The sequence below is a fragment of the Sedimentibacter acidaminivorans genome (assembly GCF_017873955.1).
Taxonomy (GTDB): domain Bacteria; phylum Bacillota; class Clostridia; order Tissierellales; family Sedimentibacteraceae; genus Sedimentibacter; species Sedimentibacter acidaminivorans.
Map to the genome: position 1 here is coordinate 14,193 of NZ_JAGGKS010000006.1, position 20,371 is coordinate 34,563.

General features: G+C 28.2%; 21 protein-coding genes, 1 tRNA gene and 1 other annotated feature (1 of these 23 running past the window's edge). Of the genes, 4 read left to right on the top strand and 18 right to left on the bottom strand.

Translation table 11 applies throughout. The features are described from left to right. Positions 1 to 6 precede the first annotated feature (6 nt). From J2Z76_RS10320 to J2Z76_RS10330, 3 genes are read right to left on the bottom strand one after another with little or no spacing between them, the layout of a single operon-like run. Positions 7 to 510: a DUF4860 domain-containing protein gene (locus tag J2Z76_RS10320; protein WP_209511978.1), complete on the bottom strand. Its 504-nt coding sequence runs from the start codon at positions 508 to 510 to the stop codon at positions 7 to 9. A 38-nt stretch (positions 511 to 548) separates the two neighbouring features. Further along, complete coding sequence (locus tag J2Z76_RS10325; protein WP_209511979.1) at positions 549 to 848, bottom strand: hypothetical protein; 300 nt, start codon at positions 846 to 848, stop codon at positions 549 to 551. A 21-nt stretch (positions 849 to 869) separates the two neighbouring features. Continuing rightward, positions 870 to 1,928, bottom strand: a complete 1,059-nt coding sequence (locus J2Z76_RS10330; RefSeq protein WP_209511980.1) for a type II secretion system F family protein — start codon at positions 1,926 to 1,928, stop codon at positions 870 to 872. Positions 1,929 to 2,183: 255 nt separating this feature from the next. On the opposite strand from J2Z76_RS10330, the gene J2Z76_RS10335 reads away from it, so the two are divergent. Next, on the top strand, positions 2,184 to 2,762 hold the full coding sequence (locus J2Z76_RS10335; RefSeq protein WP_209511981.1) for a DUF5317 family protein: 579 nt from the start codon (positions 2,184 to 2,186) through the stop codon (positions 2,760 to 2,762). Between the two features lie 65 nt (positions 2,763 to 2,827). On the opposite strand, the gene J2Z76_RS10340 is transcribed toward J2Z76_RS10335, so the two are convergent. From J2Z76_RS10340 to J2Z76_RS10360, 5 genes are all read right to left on the bottom strand, one after another. Continuing rightward, the gene (locus tag J2Z76_RS10340; protein WP_209511982.1) at positions 2,828 to 3,754 is read right to left on the bottom strand and encodes an SPFH domain-containing protein; all 927 of its coding nucleotides are present in this window, start codon (positions 3,752 to 3,754) and stop codon (positions 2,828 to 2,830) included. A gap of 16 nt (positions 3,755 to 3,770) precedes the next feature. Next, complete coding sequence (locus J2Z76_RS10345) at positions 3,771 to 4,205, bottom strand: NfeD family protein (RefSeq protein ID WP_209511983.1); 435 nt, start codon at positions 4,203 to 4,205, stop codon at positions 3,771 to 3,773. A 74-nt stretch (positions 4,206 to 4,279) separates the two neighbouring features. Then, on the bottom strand, positions 4,280 to 5,842 hold the full coding sequence (locus tag J2Z76_RS10350; RefSeq protein WP_209511984.1) for a M23 family metallopeptidase: 1,563 nt from the start codon (positions 5,840 to 5,842) through the stop codon (positions 4,280 to 4,282). A gap of 123 nt (positions 5,843 to 5,965) precedes the next feature. Continuing rightward, positions 5,966 to 6,718: an exodeoxyribonuclease III gene (locus tag J2Z76_RS10355; protein WP_209511985.1), complete on the bottom strand. Its 753-nt coding sequence runs from the start codon at positions 6,716 to 6,718 to the stop codon at positions 5,966 to 5,968. 76 nt (positions 6,719 to 6,794) lie between these two features. Then, positions 6,795 to 7,874 carry an alpha/beta hydrolase gene (locus J2Z76_RS10360; protein WP_209511986.1) on the bottom strand — a complete coding sequence of 360 codons (1,080 nt, stop codon included), beginning with the start codon at positions 7,872 to 7,874 and terminating at the stop codon, positions 6,795 to 6,797. A gap of 203 nt (positions 7,875 to 8,077) precedes the next feature. Here J2Z76_RS10360 and J2Z76_RS10365 point away from each other — a divergent pair, with 203 nt between their 5' ends. Further along, a complete protein-coding gene (locus tag J2Z76_RS10365) occupies positions 8,078 to 9,346 on the top strand; it encodes a DUF1576 domain-containing protein (protein ID WP_245210416.1) in 1,269 nt (422 codons plus the stop codon). A 3-nt stretch (positions 9,347 to 9,349) separates the two neighbouring features. Next, positions 9,350 to 9,691 carry a hypothetical protein gene (locus J2Z76_RS10370; RefSeq protein WP_209511987.1) on the top strand — a complete coding sequence of 114 codons (342 nt, stop codon included), beginning with the start codon at positions 9,350 to 9,352 and terminating at the stop codon, positions 9,689 to 9,691. Positions 9,692 to 9,741: 50 nt separating this feature from the next. Here J2Z76_RS10370 and J2Z76_RS10375 read toward each other — a convergent pair whose 3' ends face one another. After that, positions 9,742 to 10,830, bottom strand: coding sequence for an alanine racemase (locus J2Z76_RS10375; protein ID WP_209511988.1), 1,089 nt, complete (start codon positions 10,828 to 10,830; stop codon positions 9,742 to 9,744). Between the two features lie 9 nt (positions 10,831 to 10,839). After that, positions 10,840 to 11,307, bottom strand: a complete 468-nt coding sequence (tadA, locus tag J2Z76_RS10380) for a tRNA adenosine(34) deaminase TadA (RefSeq protein WP_209511989.1) — start codon at positions 11,305 to 11,307, stop codon at positions 10,840 to 10,842. Positions 11,308 to 11,476: 169 nt separating this feature from the next. On the opposite strand from tadA, the gene J2Z76_RS10385 reads away from it, so the two are divergent. Then, the gene (locus J2Z76_RS10385) at positions 11,477 to 12,562 is read left to right on the top strand and encodes an S-layer homology domain-containing protein (RefSeq protein WP_209511990.1); all 1,086 of its coding nucleotides are present in this window, start codon (positions 11,477 to 11,479) and stop codon (positions 12,560 to 12,562) included. A 31-nt stretch (positions 12,563 to 12,593) separates the two neighbouring features. Here J2Z76_RS10385 and J2Z76_RS10390 read toward each other — a convergent pair whose 3' ends face one another. The 8 genes from J2Z76_RS10390 to serS form a co-directional block, all read right to left on the bottom strand. Next, on the bottom strand, positions 12,594 to 14,348 hold the full coding sequence (locus J2Z76_RS10390; RefSeq protein ID WP_209511991.1) for a hypothetical protein: 1,755 nt from the start codon (positions 14,346 to 14,348) through the stop codon (positions 12,594 to 12,596). Further along, positions 14,320 to 15,225 carry an ABC transporter ATP-binding protein gene (locus tag J2Z76_RS10395; RefSeq protein ID WP_209511992.1) on the bottom strand — a complete coding sequence of 302 codons (906 nt, stop codon included), beginning with the start codon at positions 15,223 to 15,225 and terminating at the stop codon, positions 14,320 to 14,322. The genes J2Z76_RS10390 and J2Z76_RS10395 overlap by 29 nt, the downstream gene beginning before the upstream one ends. 16 nt (positions 15,226 to 15,241) lie before the next feature. Further along, positions 15,242 to 15,607: a GntR family transcriptional regulator gene (locus J2Z76_RS10400; RefSeq protein ID WP_209511993.1), complete on the bottom strand. Its 366-nt coding sequence runs from the start codon at positions 15,605 to 15,607 to the stop codon at positions 15,242 to 15,244. A gap of 13 nt (positions 15,608 to 15,620) precedes the next feature. Next, positions 15,621 to 16,178 carry a hypothetical protein gene (locus J2Z76_RS10405; protein WP_209511994.1) on the bottom strand — a complete coding sequence of 186 codons (558 nt, stop codon included), beginning with the start codon at positions 16,176 to 16,178 and terminating at the stop codon, positions 15,621 to 15,623. Positions 16,179 to 16,324: 146 nt separating this feature from the next. Beyond that, positions 16,325 to 16,401: transfer RNA gene (locus tag J2Z76_RS10410), tRNA-Arg, on the bottom strand. Positions 16,402 to 16,615: 214 nt separating this feature from the next. Next, positions 16,616 to 17,779, bottom strand: coding sequence for a D-alanyl-D-alanine carboxypeptidase family protein (locus J2Z76_RS10415; protein WP_209511995.1), 1,164 nt, complete (start codon positions 17,777 to 17,779; stop codon positions 16,616 to 16,618). 171 nt (positions 17,780 to 17,950) lie between these two features. Then, entirely contained in the window at positions 17,951 to 18,715 is a 765-nt protein-coding gene (locus J2Z76_RS10420) for an HpcH/HpaI aldolase family protein (RefSeq protein ID WP_209511996.1), read from the bottom strand. A gap of 126 nt (positions 18,716 to 18,841) precedes the next feature. Beyond that, the gene (gene serS, locus J2Z76_RS10425) at positions 18,842 to 20,116 is read right to left on the bottom strand and encodes a serine--tRNA ligase (RefSeq protein WP_209511997.1); all 1,275 of its coding nucleotides are present in this window, start codon (positions 20,114 to 20,116) and stop codon (positions 18,842 to 18,844) included. Positions 20,117 to 20,168: 52 nt separating this feature from the next. Next, positions 20,169 to 20,371, bottom strand: a binding site (T-box leader); it runs 2 nt beyond the window's last position.

The window sequence follows — 20,371 nt, forward strand, 5'->3', positions numbered from 1 at the left end:
ACCACCTTAATCCATTGTTTTTCGCTGAACAGAGTATAAAGATATTACTAAATCTGAACTTCGACCTTCTTCTACAACAGATATCTTATATAAATTATCATTTATTTTTGATATATTAAAATTATCAACTTCCAAAACTTTCATACCATCATATATACCAAATGACTCACCTTCATCTATAAGTATCTCATATATATTATTGTCATTATAGTAAATCCAATTTTCATAATTTAATCCATCATATGTTTCTTTTATTACAATAGCTGGATTCCCATTAAAATCTCTAATATCTACCATGCTTTTTTTATCAGCTTGTCTGATTTTATTTGAAATGTATGAAAGAGACACTCTAAGTTCATAATTATTTGTTCTATCATTATTTATACTAATGTATATTTCCTTGCCAAGATTAATAATCATAATTGATAATATAACGATTATGAGAAAAAGAAGCATAATAAATATAAATTGAATTGAAAATTTACTTGAAATATGTTTTTTTCTTTTCATAATTTAATTCTCCTACTTAGCAAAGTAATAACCAAATTTTAATCTATATTAAACACATCAAACTCCGGCATTATGTTTGAAGCAAAAATACTATAACTTATAATATATTTGTTATGGTCAACCATTAACCCATAATTATTTTCCAAATATTCTATATCCGGAGGATAGAATCCTTCTATTGCATAACATTGCACAACACTTCGACTAAGTGCATCTTTTAAAATATTATACTTCTCTTCATGTGCACCACTTTCAGCATTATTAACTGCAATAAATAAAAAACCAACAAACATTAAAAAAATAGTAAAGTATAAAATTTTAAATTTATTATCTTTCACAAAACCATTCCTTTCCTCGCATTATCCTATAGATGACATTATATTCATCAAAGGAATCATAACAGAAATGAGTATAAATCCTATAACTATAGATAAAATACCTACTAAAATAGGTTCAATAAGTGCAACTGAACTATTAAGCGCTTGTTCAGCTTCATTTTCATATATGTTTGTTAATTTTACCATAACACTATCTATTTCACCTGTCCGCTGCCCCATATGTAGCATCTGTAAATGCATATTCGAGAATAATGATAATCTTGATAAAGATTCAATGAAACTATCCCCCTCTTCTATTGCCTTGCTACATGTTTCAATTTTATTTTTCAAAGAAGATTCTTCAACAATATCTAACAATATATTAATTGATTTGTCTATGTTCATTCCACTTGATAATAAAAGTGACATAGATGAAGTAAATCTATATACTGTGATTTTTTTTACAATTGATCTAGTTAATATAAAACGCTCTAAAAACTTGCTAAAAACCAATTTACCTACCTTAGTTTTAAATGAAATAAAGCTTACTAAAATCAGAAATAAAATTAAAATAACAAATGTCATAGTAAATTTTCCTGCCATTATACCATTAGAAAATGACATTAAGGCTGATGCTTCATTAGATAATTCCCCACCTAATTCATATATCATATTTTCAAATATTGGGAAAATTTTTGTAACTAAAAGTATAATAACAAAAGACATCATCACAAAAAGCATTGATGGATAAAAAATAGAATTTTTAATTTTTATCTTAATAAATTCATCTCTATCGTAATACTCAGATAATGACTTCATAACATTTTCTAAACTACCTGTCAAACTTCCTATTTGACTCATATTTATTAAATACGAAGGGAAACAACCTGATTTTTCCATAGCCACATAAAGAGGCACTTTATTAGAAAGTTCATCTTTTAGAATACCTAATGCATCTTTAACTCTCCCTTCCTCAACGTCATTGTACATGGAATAAACACCTTCAGGAATAAGCATACCAGACTTTAATATCAATGCAATTTGCATACAAAAAAAAGATAATTCTGATGCTGAAAGCTTATTATTATAAATTTTTTTCATAAAATTCACCGACTTTCAAACTTTATATTTATTTAACAAATAAAATAGGCATAACTTTGATTCATTATAATATATATTTATTCAAAATTCAACAAAATTATATATGTATTTACAAATTTAGGATAATGATAACTACTTTTTTAATTATTGCAATTATCTTATTTTTAAAAATATGGTTGATAAAAATTAAGATATGTTGTAAAATATTGTAATAACATTTATTATTTATTTAGAATTACTTTGGAGGCTATAAGTATGTTTATCGTAGCAGTTATATTAGGTATAATTATTGGAATAGCAAGACGTGGTAAAATCAATAGGTTATCATATATCCATTTTAATATGTCTCCATTAATATATATATCAGTTTTGCTTTATATTTGTATTATAATTATGAACTTAGGACTTCTCGATTATGCTTCATTCCTCTATAATGCATTTTTAATAATGTCTTATGCTTTAATATTTATATTTATTATTGTAAACCTAGATATTAAATTCATGTTTGTAACTTTAATTGGATTATGTTCAAATGTATTATGTTTTTTAGTAAATGGATTTAAATTCCCTATGTCTTCTAATTCCGTATCAATGATATATGGAACCGAGATATATAATTTATTAATTAATGGCAAAATAAAATTTTTTATTCCTGCTGAAAATTCATCTTTAAGCTTTTTAGGAAGCATCATAACTCTTGGAAACTATAAGATTGTAAGTATTGGAGATATTATAATTTCATTAGGAATTGTATTAATAGTTCAAGCTATCATTTCAGATAAATATTTAAGAAATAAAAGTAACATAACCTTCTCAAAAAAAATGTTCAAATAAAAAAATATAAACACCACGCCAACAGATTTAGTATACTGCTTAACATGGTGTTTTTTTAGTTATTTCTATTTATCATTATCTTTTACAGTTTCAATTAAAGATGATGCAAGACCAGCTATACCCTGTATTTCCGAAGGTATAATAATCTTAGTTGCTTTTCCATCAGCTGCCTTTGCAAAAGCATCAAGGCTCTTTAGAGTTAAAATTGCTTTGTTTGGATCGGATTCTCTAAGCATTTTTATCCCTTCAGCTGTAGCTCTTTGAACACTTATAATAGCTTCTGCTTCACCTTCAGCTTCTCTAATCGAAGCTTCTTTTCTTGCTTCTGCCCTTAAAATTGCTGATTGTTTTTCTCCTTCTGCTTCAAGAATTGCAGATTCTTTTTTTCCTTCTGATACTAATATAGCAGATCTCTTTTCTCCTTCTGCCCTTAGAATAGATTCCCTCTTTTGTCTTTCAGCTTTCATCTGTTTTTCCATGGCATCTTGAATTTCCTCTGGAGGTATAATATTTTTTACCTCAACTCTGTTTATTTTGATTCCCCATGGGTCTGTTGCTTCATCTAAAACTAATCTCATTTTCGTATTAATAATTTCTCTAGATGTTAAAGTTTCATCGAGCTCTAAATCTCCAATTATATTTCTAAGAGTTGTAGCTGCAAGGTTCTCAATTGCCGAAAGCGGATGATCAACTCCATATGTGTAAAACTTAGGATCAGTTATTTGAAAAAATATGACTGTATCTATCTGCATAGTTACATTGTCTTTTGTTATAACTGATTGAGGTGGAAAATCTACAACTTGCTCCTTAAGAGAAACTTTTTTTGCTATTTTATCTATTAGCGGTATCTTAATATGAATACCAACACCCCATGTGCTCTGATAAGCTCCAAGACGCTCTACAACATATGCACTAGCCTGAGGTACAACCCTAATATTAGTTGCAATAAGTATTACCAAAATTAAAAACAAAATAGTAAATCCATTAAACATTTTTAGCCTCCATGTATTATTTTTTTCTTTCTACAATTAACCTTACGCCAGTTATTTCCTTAACACAAACTATTTCATCCTTTTCAATTACTTCATCATTAAATGACCGTGCTGACCAAATTTGACCTCTTGCTTTAACAGTACCTTCATTGTTAATATTATTTATAGTTGTTATGACCTTAACACATTCACCTATTATACTGTCTGCATTAGTTCTTATTTTTCCTATTTTTAATTTTTTAACCGCTATAGGTCTTGTTAATACAAGACATAAAATCGAAACTACCAAAAATACAAATATTTGTACTTCAAGTCTAAATCCTAATCCGCTAGTTATCCACGCTACAATAGCACCAATACCAAACCATATAGTAGTTAAACCCATAGTAGTTGCTTCAATTACAATACATACCACTATAACAAATAACCATGCCCATCCAATATAATCCATACAAACCTCCCAATGGTTTATTCATTTTAAATTATATACCCAAACCGTTAAAAAATAAACATTTTTTTTATTTATCAATCAAAGATTCCATTTAATATTTGATATGTATTTACATAAGTATTATATATACTCACCGCATAATGAAGATGAGGTCCTGTTGAGAATCCAGTCGAACCAACTTTTCCAACTATACTGCCCTTTTCTACTACATCTCCTTCTTTGACAGAAATAGAATCTAAATGATAATATGAAGTAAATAATCCCATACCATGATCTATTACTAGCGTATTTCCAGTGGATAGTAGTCCATTCATTGCAAGTGTAACTTTCCCATTATTAGGGGCTTTTATATCCGTTCCCCTTGGCGCAGCTAAGTCGATTCCCGAATGTCTAGATGACGATAATTCATCGTTAACATACCTTATTTCAGCAAAATCTGTTGTCAATTTTCCTTCCACAGGCATAATAAATTGTCCATCCCACAATTTTTTAGATGAAGATTCAGTTCTTGCAGGCTTAACATATTGTGCAAATTCCTGAATTGCCTTGTAGTCATTATTATTGCTATTCAACTCTTCAGAAACAGTTAAATACTGAACTTTAAATTCTTTGTTTTTAATATTCAATATTTTTGTATTTGTATACTCTGTTGCTTTTCCTTCATTAAAGATAACATTAACATCGTAATCTCCTAATTTTGTATATAAATCTATTGGTAATATCAACATATATTTATCTTTATATGGAAAAATATCTATTTGAGTTTTCACTATATCTGTCTGTAATTTTACTGTTTCACCTTCATTCATATTTTCAACAGATATAATTAAAATATTTCCTGGGTAATTGTCTTTTGTTATGATTTTAAAGTCAGCTGGTATATCTACTTGAGCCATAAAACTTACTGTTTGACTCCCATAAGAAGAGTTATCCTTTTGATTCCATCTAAACTCTGATTCAATGAAATACTCTCCATCATATTGAATTGAATTTATAGCATCCAAAATGCTTTTACTCGTATTTATAACATTACCTTCAGAATACAATCTTGTAATTTGTGTACTAGGATTTATATCAAATTTAATATCAATGTTATCATTTTTGCTTACAACAATCTTATCACTTGATTCTAGCAGCGTTCCTGTTTTGTTTTTATATTCATCATTTATATTTTTATAGTTCCAGTCATATTGTATGCTTGGTTTTATTAGCTCTCCTTTATTGTAGATATATATTTTGTTCATCGATTTGGTAATGTAAGCAAATGAAAAATTATCGTCTAAAAGTAAATCTTTAGCTATGCTATCCTTAACTTTATACAAATAATTATCTTTCGATAAATAAACACTCCTATTTTCTACATCAAAACTCATTGTATAACCATCATTTTTAGAATCCTTGTTTATGTAGATTTCAAATGAAGGTAATTTTGAAATATCTAAATCTACTTTTTCGTTTTTTTTAACAGCAGAAACAATTAATTTTGCTGTTTCAGCATTATTCATTATAGTATTTTTCTCACCAGTCGTTGGATTTACTATTTCTACCTCTGTAATACCAGATGTATTTATCCCACAGCTAACGATAAACAATATTGAAATTATTAACAATAATAAATGTCTATTTCTTAAACGCATCAAAACCTCCTATTTTTCATAGTTTTTGTTTAAAAATTTGTTTTATACATTATATTTTAATAAATTCCATATATACTACTTTAATAACTCACATATAATATAATTGATGTTGTAAAACTATTCCTACTTCGTTATTATCCCTACTGGGCAATGGTCGCTTCCTAATATTTCAGGACTTATAAACGAATCAATTAATTTATTTTCAAAGCTTTTAGATACTATGAAATAATCAATCCTCCAGCCAGTATTTCTTTCGCGTGCACGTCCCATATAAGACCACCATGAGTATGCTTCTTCTTTGTCAGGATAAAAATATCTAAATGAATCTGTAAACCCTGATGATAATAACTCTGTCATTTTTTCTCTTTCTTCATCTGAGAATCCAGCATTTTTTCTATTTGTTTTAGGATTTTTTAAATCAATTTCTTTGTGTGCAACATTCAAATCTCCACACATTACAACAGGTTTTTTTTCATCTAATCTTTTAAGATAAGTTCTAAAATCATCTTCCCACTTCATCCTATAATCTAATCTTAGTAGCTCTCTTTTTGAATTAGGAGTATATACATTCACTAAATAAAAATTATCAAACTCGAGAGTTATAACCCTACCCTCCATGTCATGCTCCTCTATACCCATTCCATATTTTACTGATATAGGTTTAATTTTAGTAAATACAGCTGTTCCAGAATATCCTTTTTTTTCTGCATAGTTCCAATAATCATAATATCCATCTAATTCCAAATCTATTTGACCTTCTTGTAATTTTGTTTCTTGAAGACAAAATATATCTGCATCAAACTCCTTAAATATATCCAAAAATCCTTTAGTCACACATGCTCTTAATCCATTAACATTCCATGATACTATCTTCATAAACACTCTCCTTCTGTTAAATTAAATAATCTATATTTATTATATACCAGAACAAAATATTTTCAAACATTTACTATTATTGATTACCAATCCATTTTTCAATATCACTAATAACTTTTTTGTCGATATTACCTTTTATCATATATTCGCTAGGATTTGACTTTCCTTCACCCTTAATCATTAGATGATTTAGGTCGGGATATAACCGAAAAGTCCAATTATCAATATTTCCAAATGCACCCTTCCATAAATTATATTCTGTTATTGTAACCTGATAGTCCCTTTCACCTTGAAGGACAAGTACAGGTTTATTTATTTCTTTGGCTAATTTTATAGGATTATAACTTAATAAATCCTTCCAATACTCTTTATATGCTCCTAAAACTACTGTCTTTGAATTCAAACTATTTATGCTATGTATTTTTTTTAACTCTAATTCAAGTGCATCAATTTGTAATTGTTCTTCTAGTGATATTACTCCATCGAAATTTACAAGGTAATCATACTGTTCTTTTATAAGCTCATCTATCCCTCTTACGTTGCCTGCCATTATTATATATCCTACAGAATTAATTGATTTTTCTGCAATCCTTGGTATTGAATAACCTCCAAGGCTATGCCCTAACAAATATATTTTATCTTTATTAATATAATCAACATTTAACAGCATATCAACTGCATCAACTGCATCATATACTACTTCATCATCAAGTGTTAATTTGTAATCTTTAGCTAAGTCATTTCGATAAACCTTAGTTCTCTTATCATATCTATATGTTGCTATTCCTTGTTCAGCTAAACCCCAAGCTAAATCTCTAAAAGGTTTATTTTCAAAAACAGTTTCATCCATATCATTAGGTCCTGAACCGTGCACTAATACTATACAAGGAAAATTACTGCCATTTTGAGGTAGTGTAAGTTTTCCTGGTAGTTTTCTGCCACCCGAAATAGCTAAATCCATTTCTATCTCCTTAATTCCATAAGGAAGTTTAACATCACTTTCTTCTTGATTTTCAAGTTTTTCATAAGCAGTATTAAAAATAATATGTTGATTGTTTTCTTTTTTATTTTCTGAATTATCTATTTTTTCATTACAGCCTGTTACAGCTCCTGTAAATAAAACCATTGTCATTAATACAAAAACAACTCTATTCATCATATCCTCCAAATTGAAAAATCTACAATATTTTATCCATTTTCACAATATATATTTTATATACTTATTCATAAACAAACCTTTAACTTTTATATACCTCATAATTTTTTATTATTTTTAATTGAAACCACTAATGCATTATGTTATTATAATATAAATAAATATTAGATTAAAATATAAAAATAATAAAGTGGGGTGGATTTTTGCCAGAGCCTGAAAGAAGAGATATTGAAATAAAAATAGGTAGGTTAGGAAATTTAGAGATTCTTCTTATTTTACCATCTATAATGCTTATTATGGCATTTTTATTAGATTCTCCAAGTGATGTTTTACATGGTTTATATAAAATGATTATATCTCCTGATGTTTTATTGACTGATTATTTGGAAATAGGAGGAATAGGAGCTACTTTTTTTAATGCGTCCATATTAGCTTTTACAAATATTTTTATTATATATAAGTTAAAATTAAAAGTCAACGGTGCTCTAATAGCGGCTATTTTTACTATAATTGGTTTTTCATTTTTAGGTAAAAATATTTTTAATGTTTGGCCTATGTATTTAGGCGGATACTTATATGTAAAATATCAAAAGATTGAATTTAAAAACATATTAGTAATAATTATGTTTTCAACAGCACTTGCACCAGTAACAAGTGAATTAGCCTTTGGTTTAAACACATCCTTATGGATAAGCTTACCTGTAGGAATTATTTTTGGTATCTTTTGTGGATTTATTATAACACCTTTATCTTCTCACATGAACAGGCTTCATGATGGTTATAATTTATATAACATTGGCTTTACCGCAGGATTGCTAGGAACTTTAATAAACTCATTGTTAAAAAGCTTTGGTGTTAATATTAAGCAACAACAAATTCTTTCTACCGAATATGATTTAATTTTAAAATTATTCCTTACAGGGTTTTTCATAATTATAATAATAGTTGGTTTTATTATTAATCGTAAAAGTTTTAAGGGATATACAAAAATATTAAATTTTTCTGGTAGATTAGTTTCAGATTATACTCAACTTGTAGGGTATGGTTTAACCTTTGTAAATATGGGGATTATGGGACTTGTATCAATGTTTTACGTAATAGCATTGAATGTAACCTTTAATGGTCCAATTGTTGGAGCAATTTTTACAATAGTAGGTTTTGCCGCTTTTGGAAAACATCCTAGAAATACAATTCCTATAATGATTGGAGTATTAATATGTGGTTTTGTTACTATTTTTGATACACAATCAACTATAGTAATAATGGCAGGTTTATTTGGAACAACACTTGCTCCATTAGCTGGTAAGTATGGTATTTTTGTAGGTTTAATGGCAGGTTTTATACATTTAACAATGGTAATGAATATAGGTATAATACATGGTGGAATAAATTTATACAACAACGGCTTTTCAGGTGGACTTGTAGCTGCTATATTGTTCCCACTTTTAAATAGTATTAAGAAAGGGGATTAACTTATGAAATATGAGATACAAAAGATATCTAAAATAGTTGAAGAAATAATTGATTTTTTTTACTCGCATTCTACTAAAAAGGTCAACATATCTATAGAAGAAACAGAAACATCTTTTATTATAGAAGTTCAATCTGACCATATAATTTGCAGTAACGATAATGCAAAACATTTAAAAGATTTACTTAATGTTCAAAGACAAAGAGAAATGGAAGAATATTATTGGCAACTGGCTGGTAATGACCTGGATGGGGATGAATATAATTTAGTTGGTATGATGGTTGATGAATCATATATCGATTATATAGCACCTTCCTTAAAAGTAAAATTAATAAGGTATAAATAAAATCGTGTATTATTTCACACGATTTTTATTTTATCATTTATTATTAAATCTTATTTAATTAACTTTTTATATACATATTTAGATAAAGATGCGAAGAGCATAGCTTGATACAATACATTAAATTCTATTATATCACCAAGTTTATATTGATTTACACAATCTTCAATATCTAATATAGTATGGTCACTACTTGCTCCTACAACCTTTATATTTTTATCTTTAGGAATTAGCTTAAAACAATCTCCTACATCTTGATTTCCAAGGGCAACTATTGCTCTCTTTCTTATTCCCCTATCCTCGTACTGAGCATGTTCACCAAAAGCATTTACCATCAACTCACCTATTGGATGTGTTGGTTTTTCATTCTGCTCAACTATTTGAGCTTTTAAAACAAATATATCTGGATTGAGGCCTTCTATATTACAATTCCAATACAAAGGTAAATCCTGCGTGTTATTAATTGATTCTCCAAGTCGTAAATGATTTATTTTATTTGGAACTCCACCCGTTACCAAGAGTGGTAATGTCGTAGTACCTCCTCCAGAAACAATATTAAGTTTCCTATCAATTTTTTCTTCAATCTTTTCTGCGGCAAAGGCTAATTCACTTAAGTTTTTTGTAGTTGGAGCAACCGAACCATAACAACTTAGATTTGAACCTACCCCGTATAGCTCAATGTTATCTAATTTATTTTCAACATATAATGCTAAATCTAAAAGTTCCTCTTTTGTAAAAACACCTTCCCTTAAATCACCTAAGTCATACATTAATATTATCTTATATACCTTATTTTGTTTTTTTGCTTCAGCATTTAGTAAAATTAATGTCCCCTTTTCTGAAATAAGACTAATGTCACTATACTTTATTACATCCTCTATTTCACTTTCCATAGGTATTCTTACAAGAAGTAAGGGAATATCAATACCCATTTCTTTTAAATCTTTAAGCTGTTCTATTCTTGAGCTGCCTATTTGAGTACATCCACCTTTTATCATTTCTTTTGCACCATCTGGTATGCCCCCAAAACCCTTTATTATGCCTGCTACATTAATACCATTTTTATTACATAAATCTGTAACTACTTTAGTGTTGTCGTATAGTATGTTTAAATTCATTTCAAGCATTGGATATCTTTCCATAAAAACCTCCTACCTATATTTAATGTTTTTATTTTTTCTTAACTCAGAAAAAAATCTTTTTAACATATTTGAACATTCATCTCCTAAAATTCCAAATTCTACAGTTATTTGATGATTCAAATTTTGCATTTGAACTATATTTAATATTGACCCACATGCTCCTGTTTTATGATCCCTTGTCCCTATAACCAATCTTTCTACACGTGCATTGACTAATGCTCCTGCACACATAGCACATGGTTCTAGCGTAACATACATAGTGCATCCTGGCAGCCTCCACCCCCCTAAGTTTTTACATGCATCTTTAATAGCTAAAATTTCAGCATGAAGTGTGGCATCTTTTAAAGTTTCCTTTAGATTATAACCTCTTCCTACTATTTCTTCATTTTTTACTATAACCGCACCAATAGGTATTTCCTTTAATTCATATGCTTTTAACGCTTCACATATAGCTTCTTTCATAAAATAGTTGTCCATAATTTTCCTCGAAAGTTTTGTTACATTAATTATAATTCAAATTGAATACATACGTCAATATACAATAATTTATTATTACTTTTATTACCTATTTACTTTGTTAAGTTTTAGACCTATAATTAGACTAGGGTAACATTTATATTTCTACCCTTAAGAATGGAGGATTATTTTGAAAAATATTACTAGAAAAATTATAACTGTTGGAATATGTTTTAATATATTATTAAATTTTAATTCTATTGTATTTGCGGATGTATTAGATGCTATTACTGATGATTTTAATATTGAAACCACTGAACAGGATACTGAAATGATTCAAAACACTGAAACAATAGAATATCACAATATTGAGCAAATAAGTGATGAATTAAAATTAGAAAAAGATATAAATGAAAATTTATTTTCAGATATCAATGGGCATTGGGCAGAAAGTAGAATTAAAGAAGCATCAAAAATTGGATTTGTTACTGGATATCAAGATGGAACATTTAAGCCTGACAAAACCGTAACTCGAGCTGAATTTGCCACTTTATTGAATAATGCTATGAATAATAATGATTCTATCCAAATTTATTTAAAAGACATAAAAAAAAGTGATTGGTATTATAATCAAATTGAAAAAGCTGTTGCTGTGGGTTATTTCTCTGGATATGAAGACAATACATTCAGGCCAAACAACCCAATTACAAGACAAGAAGTAGCTAAAGTTATAAGTAATGCTATTACTACAGGCAATATTGATGGAGATGGAGCAACACTTCTAAGCGATTATAACTTAATACAAGATTGGGCTAAAAATAGTGTAAACATTGCATATAACAAAAGTTATATAATGGGTTATCCTAATAAAACGTACATGCCTTCTAAAGCATTAACTAGAGCAGAAGCAGTTAAAATTATTTATGAAGTCTTAGATAATGAAAATATTGAACTCGGCTTCAATATAACTAATTATAATGAATCATATTACGGTGCCGTAGTCGTTGGTGATTTAAATATTCTTGATTCAGTTGGCTCAGGTAATGTTTATATAAATAATGTTACTGTTTTAGGTGATATCAAAATCTTAGCTAAAAATGTTAAGTCTGTAATATTAACTGATGTAAAAGTTAGAAATTTAGTAGTTGATGACCCAAATAACTCTGTAAAAATAACATGCAACGATAATATTTACATTGATAATGTTAAATTGTCAGCAGATGCTACAGTGGAGAAAATCGGTAACAATATTCAAATAAAAAGTACTATAAGATAATTAAAGGGGATGCTATATGCATCCCTTTAATTTAGTTGTTTAGTCTTAAATATTCTATTGTATTTTTGAAATTATTATCTACGGATATTTCATCTAAAATATTGTCTTCAGTACCATTACCATTTTCAATAATTTCCATATAAAAAATATTATCATTTTCATCCTTAAAATAAGGATAATTATTTCCGCCAAAAATCAAATGCCTAAATGCATCTTCTTTTTTCAAAAGCATATTGTCTATATCTTTAATTAAATATTGTCTTATTTCATCAATGTTAGAACTTTTTGTTTTGATACTATTATCTCTAATGCTTTTTACATTATAATATATATCTTTTTCTTTATAATAATTTTCATCATATAAATAATAATATTGTTTTTCTTTTACTTCATCTAGATTTATTATCTTATTAGAAATATCATTTTTCCTTTTAGTTCCTTCACTTGAACTACCATTACCATCTAGCTTGTAATCTCTAATTATTGTACTACCATCATTCATCAAATAAGATATAACAATATTACTTGTATAGTAATCGCCTTGGAAATAAGTTTGATCTAATAACATCTCATGATGTAGCTCTGTTACTAATTCAATGCTTCTCTTATCAGTAAAAATAGTAATACCATTGTTCCTTGCAAAATCTAAACTATTTTCATAATCATCAGTTATATAGTTATCTTTATTATACACATAGTTGCTAAAAGCCCATGAGTTATTTCCTATATACGCCATATTTACATCTTTAGGATTTGGAACATCATTCTTAAACTGTTGTGCAAATATTACTGTACCACCTGTAACTATCATAAAAACAACCATAAATCCTGCAAAAAGTTTAATCGAATATATTGATATTCTAAATGACTTTTCTAAAATTGCAATTATAATATAATATGTCAGCATTGAGAGCAATAATGATACAATAATTTTACTTGTTACTCCCACATTATACAATGCCATTGAAAAAGTTGCAGGAATTATTATACCCGCAATGACAGAAACAAAATATTTAAATCCATCAAATACAATAAAATCACCAGTATTTTCGTTTTTCCTTCTTTTTAGGCAAATTTTAATGATTAGTGAAATAAATATTAAAATAATCATTAATATCAAAACATAAAATAAGTTAATTGGCTTATTAATATATTCTAAAAAATATATATAATCTAACCTGTAAAAGGTATTAGTTAATGTGTCCATCAATATATCTGCATTAAATCCAATAACTATATCCTCTAATATTGTGAATACAAACATAATTACTACATAAAATAAAGCTGGAAGTGAAAAGTTGAAAATTGTCATAATTCCTGCTACTATAGTATTTCCAGTTAAGATTGAAGATAGAGACGTTACAAAAATACCTACAATAAGCCATGGAATTATTACCTTCAATACTTCAAAATATTCATTTGGAGCTTGATGAAATCCAATTGATAAAGATAGTAGCATAATTAAGAAAAATGTAAAAATAGAATTTGTTGTAATTGCAAGTGTTACTTGTCTTCTTAATGTAATTGGCTTTGACTTGTAATAAGCCAGTTTTGAATCGTTATGCAAGAAACTATTGTCAATTAAGCAATTTAAAAACACTATTATAAAAATTTCTACTATCCCAAACACTAAAAAGAAATCTTCGGAAAATTTTAATATATATGGAATCAATAAAGTTGTAACAAAAATAATAACTGTTGAAATAAGAAACCAATTTTTTTTCTGCTTTAATGAATGTATTAATAACTTTACAAAATCATTTGATTTCAAGGTCTTCTGTTCCATATCCAACACCTCCTAATTCTGTAATAAAAATATCCTCAAGGCTCATGGATAACTCATCAAATATAATTACCTTGTATTTACTATTCATATACTCTTTAAATTTTTCAATACTCCCTGTTAATGTGCATATATAAATGCTTCCTATTTTAACTAATTTTAATACCTTAAAATCATTACTATCGAGTTCTCCTAATTCACCCTCAACAGCAAACTGAACTCTTTTAATTTCATTTTTCATTTTTTCTAAATTTTCTTCTTTTAATATCTTTCCCTCATGCATTATACCTACCTTATCACATATATTATCAAGTTCTTTTAAATCGTGAGATGATATTATTACAACCATTTCATTATCAATAACTTCCTGAATAAGTACGCTCCAAAATTTTCTTTTTACTACAGCATCTAATCCATCAACAATTTCGTCAAGTAGCAAAACTTTTGGCTGAGTTGATATAGCCATTACAAATGCAGCTTGCTTTTTTTGACCCTTTGACATTTTATTCAAATTCTTGTCCTTATCTAAATTAAAGAAATCAACAAGCCTGTCAAATTTTTCTTTTGAAATATTTTTATATATCAAACTTTCAAATTCCAATAGTTTATTTAAAGAATACTGATTTGGAAAAAATAAGTTATCCTGTACATAGTAAAAGTCCTCCACTATCTCTGAATTATCTTTAACTGCTTCACCATTAAAAAATATGTATCCACTATCTTGTTTATATATGTTCATGATATGTTTTAGTAAAGTAGTTTTACCGCAACCATTAGATCCAACCAAACCATATATTTGACCCATATCTGCATTTAAATTTATATTGTTTAGAACTTGAAACTCTCTAAATTTTTTACTTAAATCATTTACTTTTAACATTCAATCCTCCATACAACTAATTAGATATTAATATATTATCTACCATTTTACTAATATCATCATTTTTTAATCCTAGTTCTTTTAAAGATTTTATTGTCTTAAACAATTTTTCCTCAAGCTTGTTAATGTGTAGAATCCTTAAATCATCTGAACTTTTAACAAAATTTCCTCTACCCTTAACAGAATAAATATAATTTTCAAATTCCAGAACCTTATATGCCTTTTGAATTGTATTAGGATTAATTTTTGTCATCGCAGCGAGTTCTCTCACAGATGGCAACTTATCATCAGGTTTAAGTGCCTTTGATAATATTAATCTAGTTATCTCATCATAAATTTGCTCATATATTGCCTTAGAACTTGTATAATCTATTTTTATCAAACTGCACCTCCTATTAAATATAACTATTTGCAAAACTACTATTAGTATTATTATTCTTTACATAATCATGTAATTTCCCCTCATATATAGTTTTGAGATCCATTGAATTATAATCATCAGGGGTAACCAATGATACTTCTTTCTTTAAAGGAATTATTCCCCATAACAAATAAGATACAAAGCTAGAACAAACATAGCAATATTCCCTCTTAGGTGCAACATTAAAGTACATTAAAAACACATTCAAAATCCCATACCTAAAATTATTTGGCGAATCTATAAATCTATTTAACCTCTTCATAATAATATTATACTCAGAATCAGTTACTTCAAGTTTATAAATCTTGCACTTAGTTTCAGGGTGCATTTTAAATACACCGCTATTTATATCTTCTTTTACAAAACCGCCTATAAGAGGACACCACATTATTTTTCTTCCAAAACTATACATTGTTGAACAATCATCAGTTAATGATATTGATATATGATTATACGGTTTTTTAGAAAAAGCTTTTAAAGTCTTAGAAATTATTGTATTTGTCTGTGTTAAAACAATGCTTATTTCTTTCATATAGTTCTCCATTATTTAAAATATATGTATACGTGTATTAATACACATAGTACAGTAAATGTATTATATACTATAGATTGTTGCTTGTCAACTTAAATTTTAAAAATAAAAATCCACCCATTTAGAGTGGATTTTTGTTTTTAAATTGGTGCACCTGAGAGGAATCGAACCCCTGGCACATGCCTTAGGAGGGCACCGCTCTATCCTACTGAGCTACAGATGCAATATCTAAATTACTAATTACAATTATAACTTTACTTACAATAATGGATTTTACACTAAAATTAAGTATTTGTCAATATTTTTGTTTGCATATCAATATTATCATAAAATATAAAAGTCTTGGTTGAATTCATATTTAAGAACAACCAAAACTTTTTCTAACAATCTTACAGCTAACTTATTCTTTACAATACATTAAATACATAGAATAATAGTTAAAATCCAAATAAATTACTAATAAATCTAATTATCCTTACAAAAATATTAGCCTTTCCTATGTTTTCATTAACAACGGCATCAACTTGTCCAATTTCTTGATCATTTATATATATAGTTATTGTACCAATTTTTTCTCCTTTTGCTATTGGAGCTGAGACCTCTTCATTATATGATATTTCAGTCTTAACCGCTTCACCGTTTTTAACAAGTTTCTTAAAGTCAGTTGAAGGATATACATCTATCTTTCCATATTTAGAACTTGATACATAGACTGTATCAATTGCAATAAATGTGTCTGTAAGCTTTTGGCTGCTAAAATTATCTCTTCCATACTCTAATAGCTGTTTTGTTTTGCTTATTCTATCTTCATGGCTTTGAGCACCCATTATTATTGAAACAATCCTAAAATCCTGACCACTTCCTGTAATTGGCATAGTTGACACAAGGCATAGCCCAGATTTATCTGTATAGCCAGTCTTGAGACCGTCAACCCCTTCAACTACTCCAAAGACAGGATTTGTTGATGCTTTACTAAAATTACGTTCTGTTATTATAAGCTCTTTTTGTGATGTTATATCTAATGTTTCAGGATATTTCATTAAAATGTATCTCACCAACTTAAATATATCAGAAATTGACATGTGATTTTGTCCAGTTTCTTGATCGTTAATAGGAAATCCACTAGGATTTATAAAACTAGCTGACATTAATCCTAGCTCAGCTGCTTTTTCATTCATCATTTTAACAAAATTATCTTCTGTTTTACCTACATGTTCTGCAATAGCAGTTGCACAATCATTTCCCGATACTATTAACATTGCTTTTGTAAGCAAACTAAGCTTTATTGTTTCGCCAGAAACTAATCCAAATCTACTACCTTCAGTCGCAGCAGCATGCCCACTAATAACAACATCATCATCTAACGATATTTCATTATTTTCAATAGCTTCTTTCATCAATAAATAAGTCATAAGTTTTGAAATGCTGGCAATTGCAAGTTGTTCATTTATATTATATTCATACAATACCTCTCCAGTTTCTACATCCCCAAGAAGTGCACCTTTTATATATTCATTTATATTAATTTCACCAAAAACCATAGTATTAGACAACATAATAATAATTAAACATATCGACAATATTTTACTCGCTTTTTTCATTAGTTCCCTCCAATAATTCTAATGACATAATTATATAATATTTTCATAAAAAAATCATTATAAAAATCAAAAAACTTACAGTTAATTATTAACAGGTAAGTTTTTTGATAGTCATAAAGTTTATTTCAATGTGATTCCTTATTCAATTATACCTATAAAAATATACTAAAATCAATAAGACTTAAATTCATTTACTACTTCATTTAAACCATTATATAAAAATAAACTATCCGTACCACATTGCAAAAATTTAAATCCCATATTAAGATGTTTTTCAATACTCCCATGTTTTGTTACTATACCTGGAATTACATTATGTTTTTTGCATGATTCAATTACTTCCAAACAACTTTTTTCAATATCTGGATGATTTATCTGACCTGGTATACCCATTGACATACACAAATCACGCTGCCCTATAAAAGCAATATCAATTCCTTGAACTGAAAGTATATCATCAATGTTTTTCACAGCAACATGGTGTTCTATCTGTGCAATTACTAAGATTTCATCATTAGCAGTAGAATAATAATCTGAAAATTCATCTGCACCAGTACCATATAAAACTGCTCTATTTGGTCCTACACCACGATTACCCACCGGTGGATATTTGCAAAATCCAACTGCCTTCATGGCATCTTCCTTTGTATTTACATTTGGAATCATGATGCCATGTATCCCAGTATTCAAACTGCTTTGAACAGGCGACATTTCATTAATAGCAACTCTTATAAATGGTGTAACATTTATATTTTTAATTAACGAAGTCATTCTACCTGCTGTTTCTATTCCAATAGATCCATGTTCGCAATCTATCATAATAAAATCCACACCCGTATAAGAAATTACTTCTGCTATATCTACACAACCTGTTGTAATCATGGTACCAAAAACAGGTTTTCCTTGTTTCAAACTTTCCTTTAATACATTTTTCATTTTGATTATCTCCTTCTTACATCACCGTACTTGTGTGTTTAAATATATATGTCTCAAACCTTCACGTATATTAAACAAACAATTAAATATATCTCAACATGTTAATTTTTACAACACTTTTCATAATTAGAAATTAATTTTTTCCATACCTCTCATATATGTTTGTAATGCTTTTGGTATTAATATTGTGCCGTCTTTTTGTTGACAGTTTTCTAAGATTGCTGCAAATGTCCTTCCTACAGCTAACCCTGAACCGTTTAGTGTGTGTATAAGTTCAAGTTTTCCTTTATTATCTGGCCTATACTTAATATTTGCTCTTCTAGCTTGAAAATCTTCAAAATTTGAGCATGAAGATATTTCTACATATCTATTATAACTTGGCATCCATACTTCCAAATCATATGTTTTTGCTGAACTAAATCCTATATCCCCAGTACAAAGTTCTACGACCCTGTACGGGAGACCTAATCCTTTTAGAATTTCTTCTGCAAAGTTTGTTAATTTTTCAAGTTGGTTGTATGATTCTTCAGGAGTTGAATACATAACCATTTCTACTTTATCAAATTGATGATTTCTTATTAATCCTCTAGTATCTCTTCCAGCAGAACCGGCTTCAGCTCTAAAGCATGGAGTATATGCTGTCATATATATTGGCAAGTCAGTCTCCTCTAAAACCTCATCCCTATATATATTTGTAACAGGTACCTCTGCAGTTGGTATCAAATAATAATCTTTTTGATTTAATTTAAACATATCCTCTTCAAATTTAGGCAACTGACCTGTTCCAAACATACTATCTCTGTTTACCATAAAAGGAGGTGCTATTTCGGTAAAACCATGATCTATAGTGTGTTTATCAAGCATATATGCAGTAATTGACCTTTCCAACCTTGCACCTATACCCTTAAACATTGAAAATCTTGTACCGGTTATTTTAGTAGCTCTTTCAAAGTCAAGTATATTTAAATCTACACCTAACTCCCAGTGAGCCTTTGGTTCAAAGTCAAACTTAGTTGGTTCTCCCCATCTTCTGACCTCTTTATTATCTGCATCAGATAACCCTACTGCTATATTTAGATTTGGCGTATTAGGTATACTTAAGAGCTCCTCTTCAATTTTAAAGTCTATTTCTTTAACATCATTATCTAAAACTTTGATTTTTTCAGCAAGTTCCTTCATATTCTGGAGCAAAAAAGTAACATCTTTACCTTCCTTTTTTAATAATGGAACCTGTTTAGATTCTTTGTTTTGTTCTGCTTTCATATTTTCAACTTCTACAAGTTTTTCTCTTCTTTTCTTATCAAGTTCTAAAACCTTATCAAGGCTCAAATCTGGATTTCTACTTTTTAAAAGCTTTTCTACTTCCTCAGGATTTTTTCTTATTCTTTTAATATCTAACATTTTATGCCTCCATAATAATACTTTTTTATACAAAAAATCTCATCTCTAAAAATTTAGAGACGAGATTTACTCGCGGTACCACCCTAATTATTGTATCTTAAATACAATCGCTTAGCAAAATTAACGCCTTAACACGTTCAGGTTTTTTACCCCTGAAAATTCCAGAACGGATTCAACAACTATTTATACCAACTTTCACCAGATGTTAGCTCTCTTAAATAAATATATCATTTACTACTTTCTATCATAATTTAT

Excerpts from the sequence above, each read along its gene's own strand:
- J2Z76_RS10320 (WP_209511978.1), bottom strand. The coding sequence starts at position 510 with ATGAAAAGAAAAAAACATATTTCAAGTAAATTTTCAATTCAATTTATA.
- J2Z76_RS10330 (WP_209511980.1), bottom strand. The coding sequence starts at position 1,928 with ATGAAAAAAATTTATAATAATAAGCTTTCAGCATCAGAATTATCTTTT.
- J2Z76_RS10335 (WP_209511981.1), top strand. The coding sequence starts at position 2,184 with ATGTTTATCGTAGCAGTTATATTAGGTATAATTATTGGAATAGCAAGA.
- J2Z76_RS10340 (WP_209511982.1), bottom strand. The coding sequence starts at position 3,754 with ATGTTTAATGGATTTACTATTTTGTTTTTAATTTTGGTAATACTTATT.
- J2Z76_RS10345 (WP_209511983.1), bottom strand. The coding sequence starts at position 4,205 with ATGGATTATATTGGATGGGCATGGTTATTTGTTATAGTGGTATGTATT.
- J2Z76_RS10350 (WP_209511984.1), bottom strand. The coding sequence starts at position 5,842 with ATGCGTTTAAGAAATAGACATTTATTATTGTTAATAATTTCAATATTG.
- J2Z76_RS10355 (WP_209511985.1), bottom strand. The coding sequence starts at position 6,718 with ATGAAGATAGTATCATGGAATGTTAATGGATTAAGAGCATGTGTGACT.
- J2Z76_RS10360 (WP_209511986.1), bottom strand. The coding sequence starts at position 7,874 with ATGAATAGAGTTGTTTTTGTATTAATGACAATGGTTTTATTTACAGGA.
- J2Z76_RS10370 (WP_209511987.1), top strand. The coding sequence starts at position 9,350 with ATGAAATATGAGATACAAAAGATATCTAAAATAGTTGAAGAAATAATT.
- J2Z76_RS10375 (WP_209511988.1), bottom strand. The coding sequence starts at position 10,830 with ATGGAAAGATATCCAATGCTTGAAATGAATTTAAACATACTATACGAC.
- tadA (WP_209511989.1), bottom strand. The coding sequence starts at position 11,307 with ATGGACAACTATTTTATGAAAGAAGCTATATGTGAAGCGTTAAAAGCA.
- J2Z76_RS10390 (WP_209511991.1), bottom strand. The coding sequence starts at position 14,348 with ATGGAACAGAAGACCTTGAAATCAAATGATTTTGTAAAGTTATTAATA.
- J2Z76_RS10395 (WP_209511992.1), bottom strand. The coding sequence starts at position 15,225 with ATGTTAAAAGTAAATGATTTAAGTAAAAAATTTAGAGAGTTTCAAGTT.
- J2Z76_RS10405 (WP_209511994.1), bottom strand. The coding sequence starts at position 16,178 with ATGAAAGAAATAAGCATTGTTTTAACACAGACAAATACAATAATTTCT.
- J2Z76_RS10415 (WP_209511995.1), bottom strand. The coding sequence starts at position 17,779 with ATGAAAAAAGCGAGTAAAATATTGTCGATATGTTTAATTATTATTATG.
- J2Z76_RS10420 (WP_209511996.1), bottom strand. The coding sequence starts at position 18,715 with ATGAAAAATGTATTAAAGGAAAGTTTGAAACAAGGAAAACCTGTTTTT.
- serS (WP_209511997.1), bottom strand. The coding sequence starts at position 20,116 with ATGTTAGATATTAAAAGAATAAGAAAAAATCCTGAGGAAGTAGAAAAG.